We start from the raw sequence: 14,815 nt of genomic DNA on the forward strand, positions 1-14,815 counted from the left end.
GTGGTGCTGCGGCGCCAGGCACTCGGTGATACCCGACGGGTCATCGTCGGTGCGGGCCAGGTTTGAGCCGGCGGCAACAGGCAAGAGCTATCGACATGGCCGAGATGATCAAACGGCTCAAAGTGCTTCTGTGGCATGTGCACGGCTCGTGGACGACTTCGTTCGTCCAAGGTCCGCACCACTACCTGATCCCCGTGGTGGATGGCGGCGGGCCGTGGGGCCGCGGGCGGTGCGGCCGCGACTGGCCGTCCGCCGCGGACGTGCCCGCAGGTGAGTTGCGCGAAACCGAGCCGGACGTGGTCGTTCTCCAACGCCCGGAGGAAATCGACCTCACCGAGCGATGGCTCGGTCGTCGTCCTGGCGCCGACATTCCGGCGGTCTACGTCGAGCACAACACTCCACGTCCCAGCGCGGCCACCACCAGGCATCCGCTGGCGGATCGCGCCGACATCCCGATCGTGCACGTAACGCATTTCAACGATCTGTTCTGGGACAGTGGGAGGGCCCCCACCCGGGTCGTGCCACACGGCATTGTCGATCCCGGCGCGCTTTACACCGGCGAAGTGCCACACGGCGTAGCCCTGATCAACGAGCCTACGCGGCGCGGAAGGATCACGGGAAGTGATCTGTTGCCCGACTTCGCGATGGCCGGGCCTATCGATTTGTACGGCATCGGAGTGGACGACTTCACAGCGGACAGACCCACCGGACACCCGATTCGCGGAATCGGCGACTTCGAACAGTCAGCATTGCATCCAGAAATGGCGCGGAGAAGGGTGTATCTGCACACCGCGCGGTGGACCTCGCTCGGATTGTCTCTTCTCGAAGCCATGCACCTGGCCATGCCGGTAGTGGCCCTCGCCACCACCGAGGCCGTCAGCGCGGTGCCGCCGGAAGCCGGTGCCATTTCTGTCGACGTCGCGTCGCTCACCGCGAAGTTCCATGAATTCCTCCACGAACCCGATCTGGCGGTGCTCGCGGGCAAGTCCGGACGGCAGTTCGCGCTGGAGCATTTCGGCCTCGACGTCTTCCTGCGCCGGTGGAATTCCCTACTCGCCGAGGTCACCGAATGAAGGCAGTGTCCCGGACTGGAAAGGCGGATTCATGAAGATCGCGATGGTGTCCGAACACGCCAGCCCGCTCGCCGCGTTGGGCGGCGTCGATGCCGGTGGACAGAATGTCCATGTCGCAGAACTGTCCGCGGCCCTGTGCCGAGAGGGGCACGAGGTCACGGTCTACACCCGGCGTGAGGAGGCGGACGCGCCGCATGCTGTCACGACCGATCAGGGTTACTGCGTGATCCGTGTCCCGGCCGGGCCCCCTCACTCACTGCCGAAGGACGAGTTGCTTCCGTACATGGACGAATTCGGCACTTTTCTGCGAGAGCACTGGCGACGCGAGCGCCCCGATGTGGTGCACGCACACTTCTGGATGTCTGGGCTGGCCGCCCTCCTGGCCGCTCGCCCCGCAGACATCCCGGTAGTACAAACATTTCATGCCCTCGGAGTGGTGAAACGCCGTCACCAGGGCGCGAACGACACCAGCCCGGCCGACCGGGTGCGCCTCGAACAACTGATCGCCGAACGGACCGACCACATCATCGCCACCTGTACCGACGAGGTGTTCGAACTGGCCAGGATGGGCGTGCCTCGGTCCCGAACGTCGGTGATTCCCTGCGGCGTCAATCTCGAGCAGTTCACGCCCGACGGGCCGAGCGCACCGAGGTCGGCCGAGTACCGGATGGTCAGTGTGGGCAGGTTGGTGCCACGCAAAGGTTTCGATACGGCGATCACCGCGCTCACGAGCCTGCGTAACACTGAGTTGATCCTGGTCGGCGGCCCGGACGACGGCAAAATCGCCGATGATCCGGAAGGTCGGCGGCTACTGGCACTGGCGGACGATCTCGGTGTGCGAGACCGGCTCCACATGCTGGGGCAGGTACCGAGGACTCGGATGCCTCCGCTACTGAGGTCGGCGGACGTGGCCGTGTGCACGCCGTGGTACGAGCCGTTCGGCATTACTCCGCTCGAAGCGATGGCATGTGGCGTTCCGGTGGTGACCGCTGCGGTCGGGGGCCTCATCGACACCGTCGTAGACGGTGTGACCGGCAGGCTGGTCGCCCCGCGGGCACCTGCGAAACTGGCTGACGCGGTTGGCGAGCTTCTGGCCACGCCCGTAATCCGGCAGAAGTATGGTCTCGCCGGACTCGAGCGTGTCAAGGTGCGATATTCGTGGGACCGAATCGCCATAGAGACCCTGCGTGCGTACCGACGGGTGACCGCCGCGGCCGTGCGGGCGCAGAACGACAGCGGGTTCAGTAGTAGCCGTACGCTCGACCGCGCGATAGACAGCGGCGAACTGTCTACCGGATCACCACCGGTAGATCACGGTGTTGTTCGGGTAAGCGGCGAGGGTAGGCGATAGCGTGTCCGAACAATGCGAACGTGTGTTGGTAACCGGCGGTTGCGGGTTCGTCGGATCGCACCTGTGTGAGCAGTTGCTCGACGCGGGCAGTGCCGTGGTCGTGCTCGACAACTTCGCTACATCCACACCGGACAATGTCGCCCGACTGCTGGACCGACCCGGGTTCGATCTCATACAACACGACGTCACCGAGCCGTTGCCCACGGTGGGCTACTTCGACATCGTCTTCCACCTCGCGTCGGCCGCGTCGCCTCCGGACTACCTACGGCTGCCGATCGAGACGCTCCGAGCCGGGTCGCTCGGGACCGCCAATGCCCTCGATCTGGCCGAGCGGAATCGAGCTCGGTTCGTGCTCGCGTCGACGAGCGAGGTATACGGTGACCCAGCTGTCCACCCGCAAACCGAAAACTACTGGGGGCACGTCAATCCAGTTGGGCCGCGCAGTGTCTACGACGAGGCGAAACGGTATGCCGAGGCTTTGACTATGGCGTTTCGTCGTGAACGGGGCGTGAATACCGGAATTGCCCGGATTTTCAACACCTACGGTCCATACATGCGTGCCGATGACGGCCGGATGGTGCCCACATTCATCGCTCAGGCGTTGTCGGACGCACCTTTTACCATCGCCGGAACCGGCGAGCAGACCCGCTCTCTTTGTTACGTCGAAGATACAGTGCGCGGCCTGCTCGCGCTGGCGTCCACCGACATTCCGGGACCGGTCAACATCGGCAATCCGCATGAAGTCTCCGTGCGTCGCCTCGCCGAGGAAATCCAATGGGTGACCGGCAGCCGGTCGACTGTGAAGTATGTCGACAGCGCGATTGATGATCCGAAGCGGCGCTGCCCGGACATCTCGCTGGCCCGACGTGAACTGGGCTGGTGGCCATTGGTCAGCAGGGCAGAGGGGCTGCGCCGCACGATCGACTGGTTCGCCTCGCGCGCCGCTATGCCGGCTGAAGAGTCGCTGCGCTGATCAGCGACGTGCAGCGCATCGGTTTAGTCGCCAATTCAGCGGGTAGCGCGTCACATATGTCAGCGGGCAGACCGACAGGTCCCGCATCTCGAGTAGAAAGGCGGCCCGTGCGCATTCTTGGAATCAACGCGGTATTCCACGATCCTGCTGCTGCTGTGATCGTGGACGGCGAGATCGTCGCGGCCGCCGAGGAAGAGCGATTCACACGTCGCAAGCACGGCAAGCGGCCGGTGCCCTTCTCCGCGTGGGAGCTGCCCGAGCAAGCGGCCGCATGGTGCCTGGACCGAGCGGGAATACGTCCTGATCAGCTCGACGCGGTGGGCTACTCCTATGACCCTCGGCTGGTCGATCATTCGCTCGGTGGTCTCGACCGAAAAAGCGAAGAAACCCGAACGGACTACGCCCGCAGGGCGCCTGCTTTCCTCGAGGCCGCATTGCCCGGCCTCGATCCCACGATCGTGCGCTTCGTCCGACATCACGTGGCGCACGCCGCGTCCGCAGCGCTCGCGGCGCCGTTGGGTGACTCGGCGGTCTTGGTGGCCGATGGACGCGGCGAAAGCCATTCCTATCTCGCGGGAGAATACCGAGACGGCAAGTTCGTGGAGTTGGCGTCACAGCAGTTGCCGCACTCACTCGGGCTGATGTACGAAGATCTCACCGAACATCTCGGCTTCGCCCGGTCGAGTGACGAATACAAGGTGATGGCCCTCGCCTCCTACGGCACGCCACGGTTTCTCGACCGGTTCCGAGAACTGTTGTATTCCACCGGTGACGGTGGTTTCCGAACCGAACCCGTGGATTGGCAATGCTTCGCACCCGCCGTGACCGGCGGTGAGCTCGGCCCAGACCATGCCGACCTGGCCGCGAGTGTTCAACGACGACTCGAGGACGTGTTGTTGGAGTTGACTTCCTGGCTGCATCGTCAGACCGGACAGCGGAACCTCACGCTGGCCGGTGGCATCGCGCTGAACTGCGTGGCCAATACCCGGCTCCACGCCGAAGGTCCCTACGAACGGATCTGGGTGCAGCCGGCGGCGGGTGACGCGGGCACCGCACTGGGTGCCGCGCTGCAATTGGCGGCCGAGTTCGGTGAGCGTGCCACTCCGATGCGGGGAGCCGACCTCGGCCGCGAATGGACGGACCCGGAGCTGGAAACTGTTCTCCGCACGGCGAAGGTCAGGTACACGAAATCCGAAGACATCGCGGCCGAAGTGGCACAAGCGCTCGCGGAGGATCAGGTGGTGGCCTGGTTCCAGGGCCGGGCCGAATTCGGCCCCCGCGCGCTCGGGCATCGTTCGCTACTTGCGCATCCTGGTCGGTTGGCGAATCTCGAACGCCTCAACGATGTGAAGGGGCGAGAACAGTTTCGGCCACTCGCACCAATGGTGCTCGCCGACAGGGCATCCGAGATTTTCGGACGCGGACCGTTGCCGAGTCCGTACATGCTGTTCGTCCACGATGTCGCCCCGGCGTGGCGTGCACGTATCCCCGCCGTGACACATGTGGACGGCACCGCGCGGGTTCAAACCGTCGATCCCGCGGATAACCCTGTCCTGGCAAGCATGTTGTCGGAGTTCGACAGGCGCACGGGATTGCCCGTGGTGGTCAACACGAGTCTGAATACCGCGGGCAGGCCGATGGTCGATTCGCCCCGCGACGCCCTCGAGTGCTTCGGTTCCGCCCCAATCGATCTGGTCGCCATCGGCTCATTTCTGGTGCGTCGCTCATGAACGGCCACCTCGTGGACTACAGCATCGTGATTCCGACTACGGGCCGGGAAAGCCTGCGGTTGCTGCTCGATTCGCTCGACACCGCGGCCGGTCCGAAGCCACGGGAAATCATCGTGGTAGACGACCGGCCCAGCGGTGGGGAACTCCATCTGCCCAACACACTGCCTCCGGTGCAGGTCATCCGCTCGGGTGGCCGCGGACCCGCCGCGGCGAGGAATGCCGGTTGGCAACGCGCGGCCGGCACTTGGATCGCCTTCCTCGATGACGATGTGGTCACCACGTCCGATTGGCCTGCCCGCTTGGCCGATGACCTGCACGGTCTCGATGAGAAAACGGGGGCTTCCACAGCCCGTATCGAGGTTCCGCTGCCAAAGCACCGCCGACCGACCGACGACGAACGAGGAACCGCACGACTGGCCACCGCGCGGTGGATCACAGCGGACATGGCCTACCGCCGGTCCGCGCTTGCCGCGGTCGGTGGCTTCGATGAACGATTCCCGAGGGCATTTCGAGAGGACGCCGATCTTGCGATCCGGGTCTGCCTCGCTGGTTACAGCATCGTGCCCGGGCAACGGCTCACTCACCACCCGATCCGCGCATCGGGGCCTATGGCCAGTGTGCGAGCACAACGCGGGAACGCCGACAACGCGTTGCTGCGCCGAAAGTATGGCGCTCGGTGGCGTCAGCGCATCGGCGAAGACGACGGACTCCTCCCCCGCCACGCGCTCACGACGGCTGCGGCAACTGTCGCCATGACGCTCGGCTTTGCTGGCCGCAACCGCACGGCCCTCGCATTCGCGGCAGTCTGGACGACGCTGACCGCTGAATTCGCCGCGCGCCGTATCGCGCCCGGGCCCCGCACACCCGGCGAAATCGGCAGAATGACGGTGAGCAGTGTGCTGATTCCACCGGCTGCGTGCTGGCACCGCCTGCTCGGTGAGCTGCGCCACCGGCACGCGACCCACACTTCACCGCTAGCGTTGCTGTTCGACCGGGACGACACCCTCATCGTCGATGTCCCTTACCTTGCCGACCCCACCAAGGTTCAGCCGGTGCCGGGGGCCGTCGACGCGCTGCGAATGGTGCGCGCGGCTGGCATCCAGCTCGGCATAGTGAGCAACCAGTCCGGTGTCGCGAGGGGATTGATCAGCACCGAACAGCTCGCCGCAGTGAATTCCCGGGTCGAGGAATTGCTCGGACCATTCGCGACGTGGCAGGTGTGTGTGCACGGCGAAGGAGAGGGCTGCGCGTGCCGCAAACCTGAGCCTGGCCTGATTCGACGGGCAGCGGCGGAACTCGGCGTCGACGTCGGCAGGTGTGTGCTCATCGGCGACACCGGCGCCGATGTCGCCGCCGCGATGTCCGCGGGCGCCCGCGGGATTCTGGTACCAACGGCGAGAACCCGCCCCGAAGAGGTGCACCGCGCGCGTCACGAAGCGGCCGTGGCGCAAGACCTGGCCGAAGCCGTACAGCTGGCGATGGCTGGTGTGCCATGACAGGCCGGGCGCTGGTGGCACGCATGGACAACTTCGGCGATGTGCTGCTGGCGGGGCCATGCGTGCGTGCGGTAGCAGCGCACGTCGACTCGGTGACGCTGTTGGCTGGGCCTCGAGGTCGTGCCGGCGCTGACCTCTTGCCGGGTGTGGAACAGGTTTTGACCTGGTGTGCGCCATGGATCGACCCGGAACCGCCCTCGGTCTCCCCGGCAAGCACCAACGCGTTCATCGACCAGATCCGCGCACTCGACGTGGATCTGGCATTGATCCTCACATCATTTCACCAGTCGCCACTGCCGCTGGCGCTTCTGCTCAGGATGGCCGGTGTTCCTTGGATCGGCGCGATCTCAGACGACTACCCCGGTTCGTTACTGGATCTGCGCCATCGCGTCGAAGGCGATCCGCCCGAAGCGGAACGCGCGCTTTCGCTCGCCGAATCGGCCGGTTTCCGACTACCGCCTGGTGACGACGGGAAACTCGCCGTCAGACAGCCGTTGTCGAAGGTCGGTAGCCTGACCGGCGAACCGGGTTACGTGGTGGTGCATCCGGCCGCCTCGGTACCGGCGCGGCAGCCGTCGTCGTCCCAGTCGGCGGCCATCGTCGCCGCACTGACGAGCGCCGGTCACCGAGTGATCGTGACCGGCGCTCCCTCCGACCGACCGCTCACCGGTGCTGTTGCCGGCGGACACGCCATCGACCTCGGCGGAGCCACCACCCTGCCCGAGCTCGCCGCTGTGCTCCGCGACGCGAGCGTCGTGGTGGCACCCAATACTGGTCCGGCGCATCTCGCCGCGGCCGTCGGAACACCGGTGGTTTCTCTCTTCGCACCGGTCGTGCCCGCCGAGCGGTGGGCGCCATACGGAGTGCCGGTGGCCATGCTCGGTGACCAACGCGCGCCGTGCCGGGGCAGCAGGGCCCGTGAGTGCCCGGTTGTGGGGCACCCGTGCCTCGACTCGATCACCCCGGATCACGTTGTCATGGTGGCGGAAGAACTCGGTGCAGGCAGGTGTGAGCGTCTGCGGATAGGAGGTGTGTCGTGATCGAGGAGCATTTCGAGGCTTTGTGTACAGCACTGGAGCGCACCAGTTGCTACGCACCGAATATCCGCAGGTGGGGCCGTGACCTCGCGGGAGTGCTCGACAACGGTGGCAGATTGCTCGCGTGCGGCAACGGTGGCAGCGCCGCCGAAGCCCAGCACCTGACCGGGGAACTGGTCGGCCGCTTCCGCAACGAGCGGCGCCCGCTGTCGGCGATCGCGTTGCACGCCGACACCTCGGCAGGCACCGCGATCGTGAACGACTACGGCGAAACCGAACTGTTCGCGCGTCAGGTCCGGGCGCATGGCAGGCCCGATGATGTCCTCATCTTGTTGTCCACCAGTGGTACCAGCCAGAACGTAGTGGCTGCGGCGAAAGCGGCGCGGGACATCGGCGTCACCACTTGGGCTATGACCGGGCCCGCGCCCAATCCACTCGCGGCACTGTGCGATGACGCGGTGTCCGTGGAGGCACCCAGCACCGCCACGGTGCAGGAAGTGCATCTGGTCTTGGTGCATTCCCTGTGTTCGGCGCTCGACGACGCACTGGGGATACCCACGTGAAGCCGTTGGTCGTGGTCGGCGACACCATTCTCGATGTCGACATCGAGGGTGTCGCGGACCGGTTGTCTCCCGAAGCGCCTGTGCCTGTGGTGGACGTGGAACGCCAGTGGATACGGCCGGGCGGTGCTGGTCTGGCCGCGGCTCTGGCCGCACAGTCGGTCGCCGAGGTTTCGCTCATCACGGCGACTACCGACGACCACGACGGACGAACCCTTGCGCGGCTGCTCGACCAGCACGTTCAAGTGGTTCCGATGCTGCTGCGCGGCGAGACGGTACGAAAGACCCGTATCCGCGCCGCCGGTCAGTCGCTGCTGCGGCTGGACACCGGTGACGGGACAGCGGATGGCGGTCCGGTGAGTGCTTCGGTCACCAGGACGCTGCGGGCGGCCGGCGCGATCCTTGTCGCGGACTATGGCCGAGGCGTCGCCGCACATCCGCGGATCCGACGCCTACTGACCGAGCTGGCCCGGTCCATACCGGTGGTGTGGGATCCACACCCGCGCGGCCCGGCACCGACGCCTGGTGCGTCGCTGGTCTCGCCGAACATGAGAGAGGCGCGCCAATTCGCGCCCGGATACGCCGAACCCGATGAGTTGGCGAAGATACTTCGTGACGAGTGGGCCGCGGATTCCGTTGCGGTCACCACCGGATCGGGCGGGGCGGTCCTCGCCAATGGGAAGCGGCTCGCCACGGTGCCCGTGCCCGCCGAGGTACGAATCGCGGGCCACGTCGGTTCCGATACTTGCGGCGCAGGCGACCGATTCGCGTCGGCAGCGACCGCCGCACTTTTCGATGGGTCCACGGTGGCCGATGCGGTGTCGCACGCCGTGGACGCGGCGGCCAGGTTCGTCGCGGCAGGCGGCGCCGCCACGTTATCCACGTGCGACAGCGCCGCTGTCGCGAAGGCCGGCACCGCGGAAGCGGGCGGGTCGGCGTTCGAAGTGGCGGAAAGAATCAGGTCGCGTGGCGGCAGACTCGTCGCCACTGGCGGCTGTTTCGATCTGCTACACCCGGGCCATGTGAGCTTGCTGCGCCAGGCTCGAGCCATGGGCGACGGGTTGGTGGTCTGCCTCAACTCCGATGCGTCGGTGCGGCGCCTGAAAGGGCCGCGCCGCCCGATCGTCACCGCACGTGACCGCGCCCGGCTCCTCATCGAATTGTCCTCTGTAGACGCCGTCGTTGTGTTCGACGAATCCTCCCCGAGCGCACTGCTGGACCGCCTTCGTCCCGATGTCTGGGTCAAGGGCGGCGACTACTCCGGCGCCGACCTACCCGAGGCCGAAGTCGTTCGCGGTTACGGCGGCGAGATCGCGCTGATCCCCACGGTTCGCGGTTACTCGACATCACAACTGGTCGCCGCGACCCGGGCCCGCGACTGACACGAGAACGAAGGAGCGCGATGCGAACCCTTGGCAATATCTTGATCACCGGCGGCGCTTCCGGGCTCGGCGCGGCGGTTACTGCCGCTGTACGCGAAAACGGGGGCCGCCCGTACGTGATCGACCGGGTGCAGCCCGAGACGCCCGTCGACTTTCTGCGTGCCGACCTCGCTGATACCGTCGCGGCCGAACAAGCTGTGCACGAACTCATCGAGCGCGCGGGCGGCCGAATCGATGGCGTGTTCACCGCCGCCGGAACCGACGTCTGCGGCCCACTGGACAAGGTGCCCACAAAGAAGTGGGAACACGTGGTCCAGGTCAACCTGCTCGGCACAGTTGCCGTCGTACGTGCCGCCCTTCCTTCCTTGCGGAAAAGCAGAGGAACGGTGGTGACCTGTGCTTCGACGTTGGGCATCAAAGCGGTCGGTGACGCGACAGCCTATTGCGCTTCGAAATTCGGCGTCGTCGGCTTTACCAGGGCGCTTGCCGCCGAGACAGCGGGCAGCGTCGGGGTGACCTTGCTGATTCCGGGCGGAATGCACACGGCGTTCTTCGACGACCGCGACGAGCAGTACAAGCCACCCCCCGACGCGAAACTCAACCAACCTCAGGATGTCGCCAAAGCGGTGGTTTTCGCGCTCAGTCAGCCGCCGGGCTGTGAGATCAGGGAAATGGTCGTGTGCGCATCGGAAGAGGGATCGTGGCCTTGACGCCCTCGATTCTCGTGCTCCGTGCACTCGGGCTCGGCGACCTGCTGACCATCGTGCCCGCCTTGCGTGGACTGAGAAACGCCTACCTGGACGATCGGGTGGTGCTCGCCGCGCCGGAAGCGCTCCGGGATCTGGTCGATCTCATCGACGCGGTCGACGAACTGCTGCCAACCGCGGGACTGGGTGCGCTGCGATGGCACGGCGCACCGCCGAGGCTGGCGGTCAACTTGCATGGCAGAGGGCCGGAAAGCATCCGTGATCTGCTGTCCCAACGTCCAGACTCACTGCTGACCCATCACCATCCGGATTTCCCTGAGCTGCCCGGCCTGAAGTGGCGCGACGACATGCACGAGGTGGATCGCTGGTGTCGACTACTGGAGTACGGAGGGATCGCCGCCGATCGAAGCGCGCTGCTGCTACCCGAGCCACCGGAGCCCGCCCCTGAGTCGAACGCGGTCGTGATCCATCCCGGCGCGGCCTATCCCGCACGTCGCTGGCCATCCGAACGTTTCGCCCGAGTGGCACGGGAACTCAGTGCCAACGGCCACTTGGTGGTGATCACCGGTACGCGTGGCGAAATACCGTTGGCGAACGTGGTCGCCGAGAAAGCGTGCTTACCGCCTTCGTCTGTGTACGCGGGACGCACCGACCTGGCACAACTCGCCGGACTGGTGGCCGACGCGGCACTGGTCGTGTGCGGCGACACCGGCGTTGGGCATCTCGCCACCGCCTTCGGCACACCGTCGGTGCTGCTGTTCGGCCCCACGCCTCCGCACCGGTGGGGGCCGCCCGCCGCTACGAAACAACACGTAACGCTGTGGGCCGGGAACATCGGCGATCCGCATTCCGACTATCCGGATCCCGGGCTGCTTATGGTGCAACCCGAGCATGTGCTGACGGCCGCGGCCGGGTTGCTCGCAGAGAAGGTGCGCCATGGGTAGTCGCGTCGGGGTGGTAGGTGCCGGTTACGTGGGGCTTACCAGTGCCGCTTGCCTGGCCCACTTAGGACATCATGTGGTCTGTGTCGACAATGACGAGTCCAAAGTAGAGGCGCTTCGCGCGGGTACGGTCTCGATCGTCGAGCCTGGCTTACCGGAACTGGTTCGGGAAGGGCTCTCGGAGAACCGACTCGTCTTCACGTCGGACCCAGGGGCGCTCCATGAATCCGAAGTGGTCCTGTTGTGTCTTCCTACACCCATGGGTACCGGTGGTACGGCCGACCTGGGCATGCTCGAAGACGCGCTCGAGACGTTGTCCGCTGTCCTGCCGCCTGATTGCGTGCTCGTCACCAAGTCCACCGTTCCGGTGGGGACGGCGGCCCGGATTCCCGCGCTGTACGGTCTCGCGAGCACGGCAGTCATCAGCAACCCCGAATTCCTCCGGGAGGGCCACGCGGTTGAGGACTTCCTGCGCCCCGACCGCGTCCTCGTCGGGGCGGCCGAGCAGGATCGGGAGTCGGCCGACCATGTGGCGGCGCTGTACGCAGGAACTGGCGCGCCGGTGCTCCGATCGGACTCGGCCAGCGCGGAACTCGCGAAGTACGCCAGCAATGCGTTTCTGGCGGTCAAACTCTCGTTTGTGAACACACTCGCCGAACTGTGCGAACGGGTCGGTGCCGATATTACGAAGGTCACCAACGCGATGGGAATGGACGATCGGATCGGTCCGGCCTTCCTCGCGCCCGGCCCCGGCTGGGGCGGCTCCTGTCTGCCCAAGGACACGCGCGCCCTCTTGCGGGCTGCGGAGGCATCGGGGGTGGACTTCGCTATGGTCCGTGACGCACTCCGAGCCAACGACCATCAGCACGCCATGGTGATGCGCAAGATCCGCCGCGCGGTCACCGGTGCGGTCGACGGCTCGCTGTCGGGTGCGCGGATCGGCGTGCTCGGCCTCGCGTTCAAGGCCGGGACGGGGGACCTGCGCGACTCCCCCGCCGTCGCGGTCGCGCGGCAACTTGCCCATCACAACGCTACGGTCACTGCCTACGACCCGTGCGTCCCAGGCTCGGGCGGCCCCGACCTCGACGGCATTCGGGTGATGAATGACCCGTATCTGGTGGCGAAGGACGCCGACGCGATCGTGATCCTCACCGAGTGGCCCGAGTTCCGTTCGCTCGACTGGGCGAGGCTCGCGACCGACGTCGATCAGGCCGTGATCGTGGACACCCGAAACCTGCTCGATGAGCGCCTTCTGAGCGGTACCGGCTTCACCTTGCTGGGCACCGGCACCGCAAGGTCTTCCGGAGGCGGATGGACCTGAACGGTGTTCGGCACGCCCTTAAGTCTTATGTCCTACCCAAGCCGGCGAACTTCGGCACACCTATCCATTGACGACCCACCGTCGCGCCCCCTTCGTCGCCTTCGGAAAGTCGTGGCTGGACTGATCCGCGGCGGCGCCCTCGCCCTCACACAGACGGGAACGCAGCGTCGGTGAGTCGCGCTGCTGGCGGATGGCTACGCGCATCGTTGACGGCACTGCGGGCCGTTCGCCGACGTGAGCCGGCACGGCCAGGCGGTCGGCGTCGATTGATCGGGTGTCGTCGCCACAGTGGCGGGTATGTCGCCGACGAGTCTCGACCTCGAAGGAGCCGGACATGCGAGTTGTTGTCGTCGGCGCGACAGGGAACGTCGGAACCAGCGTGCTGGAGGCGCTGTCGGACGAACCGGCGGTCAGTTCGATCGTGGGGATTGCCCGACGTGTACCGGGAAGACCCCGCGAGGGGGTGGAATGGGTGCGCGCCGATGTGCGGACCGACGACCTGGAATCCTGTTTCCACAGCGCCGACGTGGTGGTTCACCTGGCATGGTTGTTCCAGCCGACGCATCAACCCTTGGTCACCTGGCGCGCGAACGTCGGCGGCACGGAACGCGTGCTGCGTGCCGTGGCAGCGGCCCAGGTCCCCGCATTGGTATACGCCTCGTCAGTCGGTGCGTACTCCCCATGTCACGACGACCAGCTGGTACGGGAGAGCTGGCCGACCGACGGCTGGCCTCCCGCCGCATACATGCGTGAGAAAGCCTATGTCGAAAGGCTTTTGGACCGCTTTGCGGCCGAAAACCCAGGCCGTCGATTGGTGCGGATGCGACCGGCGTTCATCTTCCGACGAGGGACCGCCAGCCAGCAGCGCCGCTTGTTCGCCGGCCCGCTTTTCCCGAATCGGCTGATCCGCCCAGGGCTCGCGCCGATCGTGCCCATCCCGCGGGGCCTGCGGTTCCAGGCAGTGCACAGTCAGGACATCGGTCACGCGTACGCGCTGGCGGTCACGACCGACGCCCACGGGCCGTTCAATCTGGCCGCCGAGCCGGTGATCGACCGATCCCATTTGGCCGAGTTGTTCGACGCCCGCGTGGTGGCGGTGCCGCCCCCACTCGTACGTGCGGGGCTCGCAGTGGGATGGCACGCGCGAATGTTGCCCGCAGCACCGGAGTTGTTCGACGCGGTGATGCACCTGCCGCTTCTGGACACCGGCCGAGCACGGTCCGAGCTGGGTTGGGCGCCGCGCTACACCGCGGTCGAAGCGCTCCGGCAACTGCTGGCGGGCCTGCGCGCAGGCGCTGGCGAGGACACACCACCGCTGGCCGCAGACGCGGGCGGACCATGGCGATGGCGCGAATTCCTGTCCGGGGCGGGTGGTCGAGAGCTGGTCGACCAGCACAGCTGAGGCGCTGGCGCCTTCGGCTCGGCATGCGTGCGGCGATTGCGATGCGCACTGCGACGAGTCACTTCACTTCAGGACAGCCGTCTCCTGCCGCACGTCATCTACCCCGATACGGAGTTCGGACTCGGTGGCGCGAATGGGTGTGCCGAGCGCCACCGAGTCGTGTAGGTGTCCTATTCAGTGGCGCGGCTTGGTGATCATGTCTTTGGCGCGATCCATCATCGCGGCGAACGGACCGGCCAGCATGTTGGCTGTGGCGGACTCGATGCCCGGATGCGGACGGGTCGGTGCCATCGATTCGGCGAGTTCGACCGTGCTGCGCATCCGCTGAAGGGCATCGGGATCCAGTTCCTGGCGCAGGCGGTTGAACTCCTCGCTCTCCTCGTGTTGGGCGTGCGCCAGCACGGCCCGGCGCAGCCCCTCGAGCTTGACCTCGAATTCGACCGAGTCGACATCCACCGCTTCGAGATCTGCCAGCTGCTTCTTCGCCTTGTTCTCCTCCTCGAGGCGTGCGTCGACGATGGCTGCGCCGTCCCCGATCTCGCGGCGCGCACGCGGGTGGATGATCTCCTCCTCTGCGGTCTCATGCACTGCCAGTAGGCGTCGCAGCTCGAAGAATTTATTCTCGCGCGCCTTAGCATCGGAAGCCTGGGCAGTTTCCACGAACAGTTGCCGGATCCGTTCGTGTTGCTCGATCAGGAAGTCGACAGCGTCCGAGGTCGAGTTGATGGTTGCAGGCGACATGCTTGCTCTCCTTTCCAGGATGGCGTGCCTCGCGGTCTCTGTGGGTCCAGATGCTTTCGCAGAGCGCATTCCCGCGTCGCGGCACACGAAACGCGTCTCAT

13 protein-coding genes are annotated in these 14,815 nt (G+C 66.1%); 12 read left to right on the forward strand and 1 reads right to left on the reverse strand.

Annotated features, from left to right (window positions below):
- Positions 1-95: 95 nt before the first annotated feature.
- The 12 genes from AB0H00_RS11480 (at position 96) to AB0H00_RS11535 (ending at position 13,973) form a co-directional block, all read left to right on the forward strand.
- Positions 96-1,073 carry a glycosyltransferase gene (locus AB0H00_RS11480; protein WP_357264580.1) on the forward strand — a complete coding sequence of 326 codons (978 nt, stop codon included), beginning with the start codon at positions 96-98 and terminating at the stop codon, positions 1,071-1,073.
- Between the two features lie 31 nt (positions 1,074-1,104).
- Positions 1,105-2,424 carry a glycosyltransferase gene (locus AB0H00_RS11485; protein WP_357264583.1) on the forward strand — a complete coding sequence of 440 codons (1,320 nt, stop codon included), beginning with the start codon at positions 1,105-1,107 and terminating at the stop codon, positions 2,422-2,424.
- Between the two features lies 1 nt (position 2,425).
- A complete protein-coding gene (locus AB0H00_RS11490; RefSeq protein WP_357264586.1) occupies positions 2,426-3,397 on the forward strand; it encodes an NAD-dependent epimerase/dehydratase family protein in 972 nt (323 codons plus the stop codon).
- A 107-nt stretch (positions 3,398-3,504) separates the two neighbouring features.
- Positions 3,505-5,127, forward strand: coding sequence for a carbamoyltransferase C-terminal domain-containing protein (locus AB0H00_RS11495; protein ID WP_357264590.1), 1,623 nt, complete (start codon positions 3,505-3,507; stop codon positions 5,125-5,127).
- Positions 5,124-6,623: an HAD-IIIA family hydrolase gene (locus AB0H00_RS11500; protein WP_357264593.1), complete on the forward strand. Its 1,500-nt coding sequence runs from the start codon at positions 5,124-5,126 to the stop codon at positions 6,621-6,623. Before AB0H00_RS11495 ends, AB0H00_RS11500 begins: the two co-directional genes overlap by 4 nt.
- Positions 6,620-7,663, forward strand: a complete 1,044-nt coding sequence (locus AB0H00_RS11505; protein ID WP_357264596.1) for a glycosyltransferase family 9 protein — start codon at positions 6,620-6,622, stop codon at positions 7,661-7,663. Before AB0H00_RS11500 ends, AB0H00_RS11505 begins: the two co-directional genes overlap by 4 nt.
- A complete protein-coding gene (locus AB0H00_RS11510) occupies positions 7,660-8,223 on the forward strand; it encodes an SIS domain-containing protein (RefSeq protein WP_357264599.1) in 564 nt (187 codons plus the stop codon). Before AB0H00_RS11505 ends, AB0H00_RS11510 begins: the two co-directional genes overlap by 4 nt.
- Positions 8,220-9,602, forward strand: coding sequence for a PfkB family carbohydrate kinase (locus AB0H00_RS11515; RefSeq protein WP_357264602.1), 1,383 nt, complete (start codon positions 8,220-8,222; stop codon positions 9,600-9,602). The genes AB0H00_RS11510 and AB0H00_RS11515 overlap by 4 nt, the downstream gene beginning before the upstream one ends.
- Positions 9,603-9,622: 20 nt before the next feature.
- Complete coding sequence (locus tag AB0H00_RS11520; RefSeq protein ID WP_357264605.1) at positions 9,623-10,312, forward strand: SDR family oxidoreductase; 690 nt, start codon at positions 9,623-9,625, stop codon at positions 10,310-10,312.
- Positions 10,282-11,253, forward strand: a complete 972-nt coding sequence (locus tag AB0H00_RS11525; RefSeq protein WP_357264608.1) for a glycosyltransferase family 9 protein — start codon at positions 10,282-10,284, stop codon at positions 11,251-11,253. The genes AB0H00_RS11520 and AB0H00_RS11525 overlap by 31 nt, the downstream gene beginning before the upstream one ends.
- Positions 11,246-12,571: a UDP-glucose/GDP-mannose dehydrogenase family protein gene (locus AB0H00_RS11530; RefSeq protein WP_357264612.1), complete on the forward strand. Its 1,326-nt coding sequence runs from the start codon at positions 11,246-11,248 to the stop codon at positions 12,569-12,571. The genes AB0H00_RS11525 and AB0H00_RS11530 overlap by 8 nt, the downstream gene beginning before the upstream one ends.
- 334 nt (positions 12,572-12,905) lie before the next feature.
- On the forward strand, positions 12,906-13,973 hold the full coding sequence (locus AB0H00_RS11535; RefSeq protein WP_357264615.1) for an NAD-dependent epimerase/dehydratase family protein: 1,068 nt from the start codon (positions 12,906-12,908) through the stop codon (positions 13,971-13,973).
- A 174-nt stretch (positions 13,974-14,147) separates the two neighbouring features.
- Here AB0H00_RS11535 and AB0H00_RS11540 read toward each other — a convergent pair whose 3' ends face one another.
- Positions 14,148-14,714: a hemerythrin domain-containing protein gene (locus AB0H00_RS11540; protein ID WP_357264618.1), complete on the reverse strand. Its 567-nt coding sequence runs from the start codon at positions 14,712-14,714 to the stop codon at positions 14,148-14,150.
- Between the last annotated feature and the right edge of the window lie 101 nt (positions 14,715-14,815).

This window comes from Nocardia sp. NPDC023852, assembly GCF_040639505.1.
Taxonomy (GTDB): Bacteria; Actinomycetota; Actinomycetes; order Mycobacteriales; family Mycobacteriaceae; genus Nocardia.

Excerpts from the sequence above, each read along its gene's own strand:
- AB0H00_RS11480 (WP_357264580.1), top strand. The coding sequence starts at position 96 with ATGGCCGAGATGATCAAACGGCTCAAAGTGCTTCTGTGGCATGTGCAC.
- AB0H00_RS11485 (WP_357264583.1), top strand. The coding sequence starts at position 1,105 with ATGAAGATCGCGATGGTGTCCGAACACGCCAGCCCGCTCGCCGCGTTG.
- AB0H00_RS11500 (WP_357264593.1), top strand. The coding sequence starts at position 5,124 with ATGAACGGCCACCTCGTGGACTACAGCATCGTGATTCCGACTACGGGC.
- AB0H00_RS11505 (WP_357264596.1), top strand. The coding sequence starts at position 6,620 with ATGACAGGCCGGGCGCTGGTGGCACGCATGGACAACTTCGGCGATGTG.
- AB0H00_RS11520 (WP_357264605.1), top strand. The coding sequence starts at position 9,623 with ATGCGAACCCTTGGCAATATCTTGATCACCGGCGGCGCTTCCGGGCTC.
- AB0H00_RS11530 (WP_357264612.1), top strand. The coding sequence starts at position 11,246 with ATGGGTAGTCGCGTCGGGGTGGTAGGTGCCGGTTACGTGGGGCTTACC.
- AB0H00_RS11535 (WP_357264615.1), top strand. The coding sequence starts at position 12,906 with ATGCGAGTTGTTGTCGTCGGCGCGACAGGGAACGTCGGAACCAGCGTG.
- AB0H00_RS11540 (WP_357264618.1), bottom strand. The coding sequence starts at position 14,714 with ATGTCGCCTGCAACCATCAACTCGACCTCGGACGCTGTCGACTTCCTG.